This is a genomic window from Allobosea sp. P1_A7, assembly GCF_056406775.1.
Genome location: NZ_JBFTZN010000345.1, coordinates 1 through 5,547 on the forward strand (window position 1 = coordinate 1; position 5,547 = coordinate 5,547).

Here is a 5,547-nt window from a genome sequence, read left to right on the forward strand (position 1 = left end):
CGCTCATAGCGGGTCAGTGTCGGCCTGAAGGCGCGCGCCTTGGCGAAGGCCTCGCGGACATGCTCGGGCCGCGCCGCCGGCACCAGGCCGACGACGGAATTGTCGGAGGGATTGCGGACCTCGACCATGTCGTCGGTCGAGACGAGCTTGCCGGCGATCCGCATCGTCTCGCGGCGCACGGGCGGATTCACATTCGCGTTCATCTCAGCTCACCAGATTGAGGGCGACGTCGAAGACGTCGAAATTGCGGAGCGTGCGCCCCTCCGGTACGGAGATCGGCCGGTTGGCGATCATCGGCACGCGCTGCTCGGTGATGCCGCCATGCGAGCGCAGCGGTTCGGTCAGCCCCGAGAGGTCGTGCCGATCCGGCGAGGTGCCGATCACTTTCGAGCGCGTCGAGACCACGACCACGTCGCCGATCCGGTCCGCTGGCAGCTCGAAACGCTCGCAGGCCTCGGCCGAGGTGACCGCGAGCGCGATGCCGTCGATGCCGGAGATGCGGGCCGCAACCTCGGTCTGGTCGGCGCCCTCGGGCAGATAGACCGTGGCGAAGGAGCCGAGCGCGCCGTGATGGACGACGTAAGGATCGGTGATCGGCAGGATCACGCGCATCGTGCCCTTGCCATACCATTCGTCCATCAGTGTTTGCAGATAGACTACGTCCGGCTCGCCATTGGGCAGATGCTTGTCGTTCATGCCGTGGTCGGCGGTGATGACGAGCGTGCAGCCGAGCGCATCGAGCCTGCCGACATAGCTGTCGAACATGGCGTAGAACGCGTCCGCCATTTCAGAGCCCGGCGCCGCCTTGTGCTGCACATAGTCGGTCGTCGAGAGATACATCAGGTCCGGCTTGAAGCTCTCCAGCAGCTTGACGCCGGCGGCGAAGACGAACTCGGAGAGATCGGCCGAGTAGACCGAGGGGACCGGCATGCCGACGAAGCCGAGCACCCCGTCGATGCCGTTCTCGGCCGTGTTGGCCTTGTCGGCCTTTTCCGAGGAGAAGGCGATCGCCGTGCCGCTGGTGAAATCGAGCCCCTTGCCGAGCAGGGTCCGCAGCTTGTCCTTGGCCGTCACCATCGCGACCTTGAAGCCGGCCTTCTGGAACTCGGCCAGGATGGTCGGCGCCCGCAGGAAGCGGGCATCGTTCATCATCACCTCTTCCTTGGCCTCGCGGTCGTAGAAGAAGTTGCCGGCGATGCCATGGACCGCCGGCGGGCGGCCGGTGATGATCGAGAGATTGTTCGGGTTGGTGAAGCTCGGGATCACTGAATAGGCATGCGTGCTGGTGCCGGCCCGCATGATCCGGTCGAGATTGGGCGTCAGGCCCTTGGCGCTGGCGGCCTCGATATAGGCCGGCTCCGAGCCGTCCATGCAGATCACGACCGTCGCACGCTGCGGCCGGGCATAGGCCCGCCCGTTCGCGACGATATCCGACCCGACCTTTGAATGCATGTTCATCATCTGCTCCTTCACGCCGCCGACTTCAGGCCGACGCCCATCTCGGCAAGCACGTCCGAGACCGTGGCGACGAAGGCCTTCATGTCCTGCGCGCCCAGCGCGCCGATGCAGCCGATGCGGAAGCTGTCGGCGACGGTCAGCTTGCCCGGATAGATCACGTAGCCGGCATCTTTCAGCGTGTCGTAGAAGCGCTGGAAGACGAAGTTTTTGTCCTGCGGCATGTGGAAGGTGACGATGATCGGCGCCTGGTGGTGGGCCGGCAGCAGCGTCCGGAAGCCGAGTTCCTGCATGCCCTCGATCAGGATGCGCGCATTGTCGGCATAGCGCTCGCCACGCCCGGCGACGCCGCCTTCGGTCCAGAATTCCTGCAGGGCGGCATGGAAGGCGACGATGACATGGATCGGCGGGGTGAAGCGGTATTGCCCGGTGCGCTCGAAGGCGGCGTGCTGATCGTGGAGGTCGAGCACGAGCGTGGTGGCGTTGCCCTTGGTCTCCGCCAGGGCGCTGCGGCGGGCGATGACGAAGCCGAGGCCGGGCACGCCCTGGATGCACTTGTTCGAAGAGGCGGCGACAGCGTCGAAATAGACCTCGCGGCTGTCGAGCGCCAGCGCCCCGAAGGCGCTCATCGAGTCGATCAGTAGGCGCCTGCCATGGCGCTTGGCCAGCGCAGCCACCGCCTCGATCGGGTTGCGGATGCCGCTCGTCGTTTCGCAATGGACCACGAAGACATGGCTGATCGCCGCATCGGCGACGAGCATCCGGTCGACCTCGGCAAGATCAGGCGGCATGTCCTCGGCCGTCTCGTGGGTGACGACGTCGCGGCCGGCGATCTCGAGGATGCGCTTGGCGCGCTGGCCATAGGCGCCGTTGATCAGGACCAGCGCCTTGCCGCCGCGCGGCACGAAGCTCGTCAGCATGGCCTCGACCGCGAAAGTGCCCGAGCCCTGCATCGGCACGGTGACGAAGCTGCCCTCGCCATGGATGACCTTCGGCAGTTCCTCCATCACGGCCTTGTTGATGCCGACGAAGGTGGCGTCCCGGGAGCCCCAGTCATGAACCATGGCTTCCTTGATCGCCTTGCTGGTCGTCAGCGGTCCGGGCGTCAGGAGGAGGGGATCACCGGTCTCGGAAACGGCGGGGCGGCGGGCTTGGGCCATGTCGATCTCGCTTGTGTCGTTGCAGCCGATGGCGAAACGGTAGGGCGAGATTTGACATAGCTCCAATACATCCTATCCATGCGATCCATAGAAAGGATCTATGGCATGGCGATCAGCTATTCCGGCCTGTCGGCGTTCCACGCAGTGGCGGAGGCCGAGAGCTTCACCGGCGCGGCCAAGGCGCGCCATGTCAGTCAGCCGACGCTCTCGGCGCAGGTCCGCTCGCTCGAGGACGCCTATGGCGTGCGCCTGTTCGACCGTGTCGGCCGAAAGACCAGGCTCACCCCGCTGGGCCAGAGCCTCTTCGTCATCACGGCCCGGCTGTTCTCGGCCCAGGACGAGGCGCAATCGCTGCTTGCCGGCAGCCGGACACTGCAGCGCGGCCATTTGCGCATTGCCGCCGACAGCGCCACCCATGTCATGGCCGCGCTGGCACGGATGCGCGAAAGCTATCCCGGCCTGACATTCTCGCTGACGATCGGAAATTCCTCCGAAGTGGTCGACCAGATCATGGATTTCGCCGCCGATGTGGCGATCACCGCGCGGCAGAGCTCGGATCCGCGCCTCCATACGGTGAAGCTGCGCGCTGACCGGCTGGTCGCCTTCATCGCCAGCGAGCACCGCCTGGCGCAGCATGACAGCATCCCGATCGAGGCCTTCGCGGGCCAGGACATCGTCTTGAGAGAACGCGGCTCGATCACGCGCGAGACCTTCGAGGCTCGCCTGTCCGAGGCGGGAATCAAGCCGGCGAACCTGCTCGAGGTCCAGTCGCGCGAGGCGGTGCGGGAGGCCGTCGCCGCCGGCTTCGGCATCGGGGTGATCTTCGAGGCGGAGTTCCGGCCCGATCCCGCGCTGAAGCGGCTGGTCATCACCGGCGCCGATTTCGCGGTCGGCGAATATGCGGCCTGCCGGGCGGAGCGCCGGCGCATTCCGCTGGTGCGCGGCTTCTTCGATACGGTCCAGGGCCTCGTCGAGGCCGAGGCGACGATCGCGCGCTGAACTTTAGGCGAGCCGCATCAGCGCGAGCGCCGCGACGATGAAGCCRCAGGCGACCAGGCGCGATGCCTGCAGCGGCTCCTTCAGCCAGACATAGGCAATCACTGCGGCAAACAGCACGGAGCTCTCGCGGACGGCCGCGACAAGCGGGATCGGTGCGACCGTCATCGCCCAGATCGCGATCCAGTAGGCGCCGAGCGACAGGATGCCTCCGGCCGTGCCCTGCAGCCAGAACGGCCGCATCGCGGTCAGCGCGTCCCGTCCACCGCGCAAGGCGATATAGGCGATCAGCGGCGTGCCATTGATCACGAATAGCGCCGCCGAATAGGCGTGCGGGTCACCCGCCGCCCGTGCGCCGAGCCCGTCGACCAGGGTGTAGCCACTGATCATGACGGCGGTCAGCGCGGCAAAACCGAGCGCCCCGGGATCGAAGGCAGCGCCGCGCCGGCGCCCGAGGACCGAGATCAGCATGATGCCGGTGCCGAGCAGGCCGATGGCGGCGAGCTGCGGCACGGCGAGGCGCTCGCCGAAGACGGCCATGGCGATCGCCGCGGTCAGGAGCGGGGCTCCGCCGCGTGCAATCGGATAGATCTGGCTCATATCGGCGCGCCGATAGGCTCCGGACAGGCCGATATAGTAGCCGAGATGCAGGATCAGCGAGGCGAGGAGCCAGGGCCAGGCCTCAGGCTTCGGCCAGCCCGTGACCAGCAGGACGGGGAGGGCGATAAGCCCGGACGCGAGCGAGATCATCGCCATGGCGTGGAGCGGTTCGAGCTTCACCTTCACGAAGGCGTTCCAGCCCGCATGCATCGCCGCTGCGGCGAGCACGGTGAGGAAGATCCCGAGGCTCACCGGCGCACGCTGCCTGTCGCCAGGGCATGGGCCCAGTCGTCGCGCCCATTCTGCCGCGCGCGTGCCGCGGCTGCGTCCCAGTCATAGGCGATGGCGTGATGTTCGACCGTGATCGTGTCCGCGATCGTCACCAGCGCGAAGCGGGCATGCGGGCTTCCKCTCTCGGAGACATGGGCAGGCGGCGTCTCGTCCTCATAGGCCGGGTTCCCGACACTGCCGGGGTTGACGACGACCATCCCATTGGACAACCGCAGGACCCGCGGCAGGTGGCTGTGCCCGCAGAGCAGGAGCGGCGCTGTTGTGCCGGCCAGCCGGGTCTCGACGGCGGCGGCCGTGTCGGGAAGGAGGCGGCCCCCCGCGACGGCTTCCATCAGATAGGCTTCATCATCGCCCGGCGAGGCATGGACGCATTGCGCTCCGGCGGCGAACTGCTCTTGCGGCAGCGTCGACAACCAGGCGCGATCGGCCGCGTCGAGCCTGTCCCAGGCGAAGCGGTCGGAGCGACCGAGCCCGTCGGGCGAGGCTGCTCCCAGGGCGCGGTCATGATTGCCGCGGACGTGCAGCATCTCGGCCGCCCTGAGACGCGCGACCGTCTCCGCCGGCCATAACGGCCCCGACGCGCAATCGCCGAGATTGACGATGATATCGGGCGCGGCGTGGCGAAGACGGTCCAGCACCGCTTCGAGAGCCAGCAGATTGCCGTGTATGTCCGCGATGACGCCGATGCGCATGGCTCACTCCGTGGCCGTCGAACCCCGGAGGCATCAAGGGTCGCGCCGCGCGCTTTACAGCATGCGGGACGCTTTGCCAGCGAAATGTTTTCGCGCGGATGCGGGTGACGAGACCCTGTTCAGGACGGTGGCCGCATCGGCTTGAGGCGCGCGCGGGCGCTAGCCCTCCAGCGCCCCGATCATCTCGACCCGCGCCGCATGCCGGCCGCCTTCGAACTGGGCGGAGAGGAACGCATCCACGATATCGAGCGCCAGCCCTTCGCCGACCACGCGCACGCCGATCGACAGCATGTTGGCATCGTTATGCTGGCGGATCATGCGGGCTGAGAACGTGTCGGCGCAGACGCCGCAAC

At 67.2% G+C, this 5,547-nt stretch carries 6 protein-coding genes and 1 pseudogene; 1 reads left to right on the top strand and 6 read right to left on the bottom strand.

What is annotated here, in order from left to right:
- The 3 genes and pseudogenes from AC1D34_RS33550 to AC1D34_RS33560 all read right to left on the bottom strand — a co-directional run.
- Nucleotides 1-203 (bottom strand): annotated as a pseudogene (locus tag AC1D34_RS33550) (phosphonoacetaldehyde dehydrogenase); the annotation flags it as partial.
- Nucleotide 204: 1 nt separating this feature from the next.
- Complete coding sequence (phnA, locus tag AC1D34_RS33555) at nucleotides 205-1,458, bottom strand: phosphonoacetate hydrolase (protein ID WP_441493670.1); 1,254 nt, start codon at nucleotides 1,456-1,458, stop codon at nucleotides 205-207.
- Between the two features lie 11 nt (nucleotides 1,459-1,469).
- Entirely contained in the window at nucleotides 1,470-2,615 is a 1,146-nt protein-coding gene (locus tag AC1D34_RS33560) for a 2-aminoethylphosphonate--pyruvate transaminase (RefSeq protein WP_441493671.1), read from the bottom strand.
- 105 nt (nucleotides 2,616-2,720) lie between these two features.
- Between AC1D34_RS33560 and AC1D34_RS33565 the strand changes: the two genes are divergently transcribed.
- Nucleotides 2,721-3,614 carry a LysR substrate-binding domain-containing protein gene (locus tag AC1D34_RS33565; protein ID WP_441493672.1) on the top strand — a complete coding sequence of 298 codons (894 nt, stop codon included), beginning with the start codon at nucleotides 2,721-2,723 and terminating at the stop codon, nucleotides 3,612-3,614.
- Between the two features lie 3 nt (nucleotides 3,615-3,617).
- On the opposite strand, the gene AC1D34_RS33570 is transcribed toward AC1D34_RS33565, so the two are convergent.
- The 3 genes from AC1D34_RS33570 to AC1D34_RS33580 form a co-directional block, all read right to left on the bottom strand.
- Entirely contained in the window at nucleotides 3,618-4,463 is an 846-nt protein-coding gene (locus AC1D34_RS33570) for an EamA family transporter (RefSeq protein ID WP_441493673.1), read from the bottom strand.
- On the bottom strand, nucleotides 4,460-5,194 hold the full coding sequence (locus AC1D34_RS33575) for a metallophosphoesterase family protein (RefSeq protein WP_476826568.1): 735 nt from the start codon (nucleotides 5,192-5,194) through the stop codon (nucleotides 4,460-4,462). Before AC1D34_RS33575 ends, AC1D34_RS33570 begins: the two co-directional genes overlap by 4 nt.
- A gap of 159 nt (nucleotides 5,195-5,353) precedes the next feature.
- Nucleotides 5,354-5,547 (bottom strand): RpiB/LacA/LacB family sugar-phosphate isomerase (locus tag AC1D34_RS33580; RefSeq protein ID WP_476826569.1); only part of this gene is annotated, 194 nt, incomplete at its 5' end.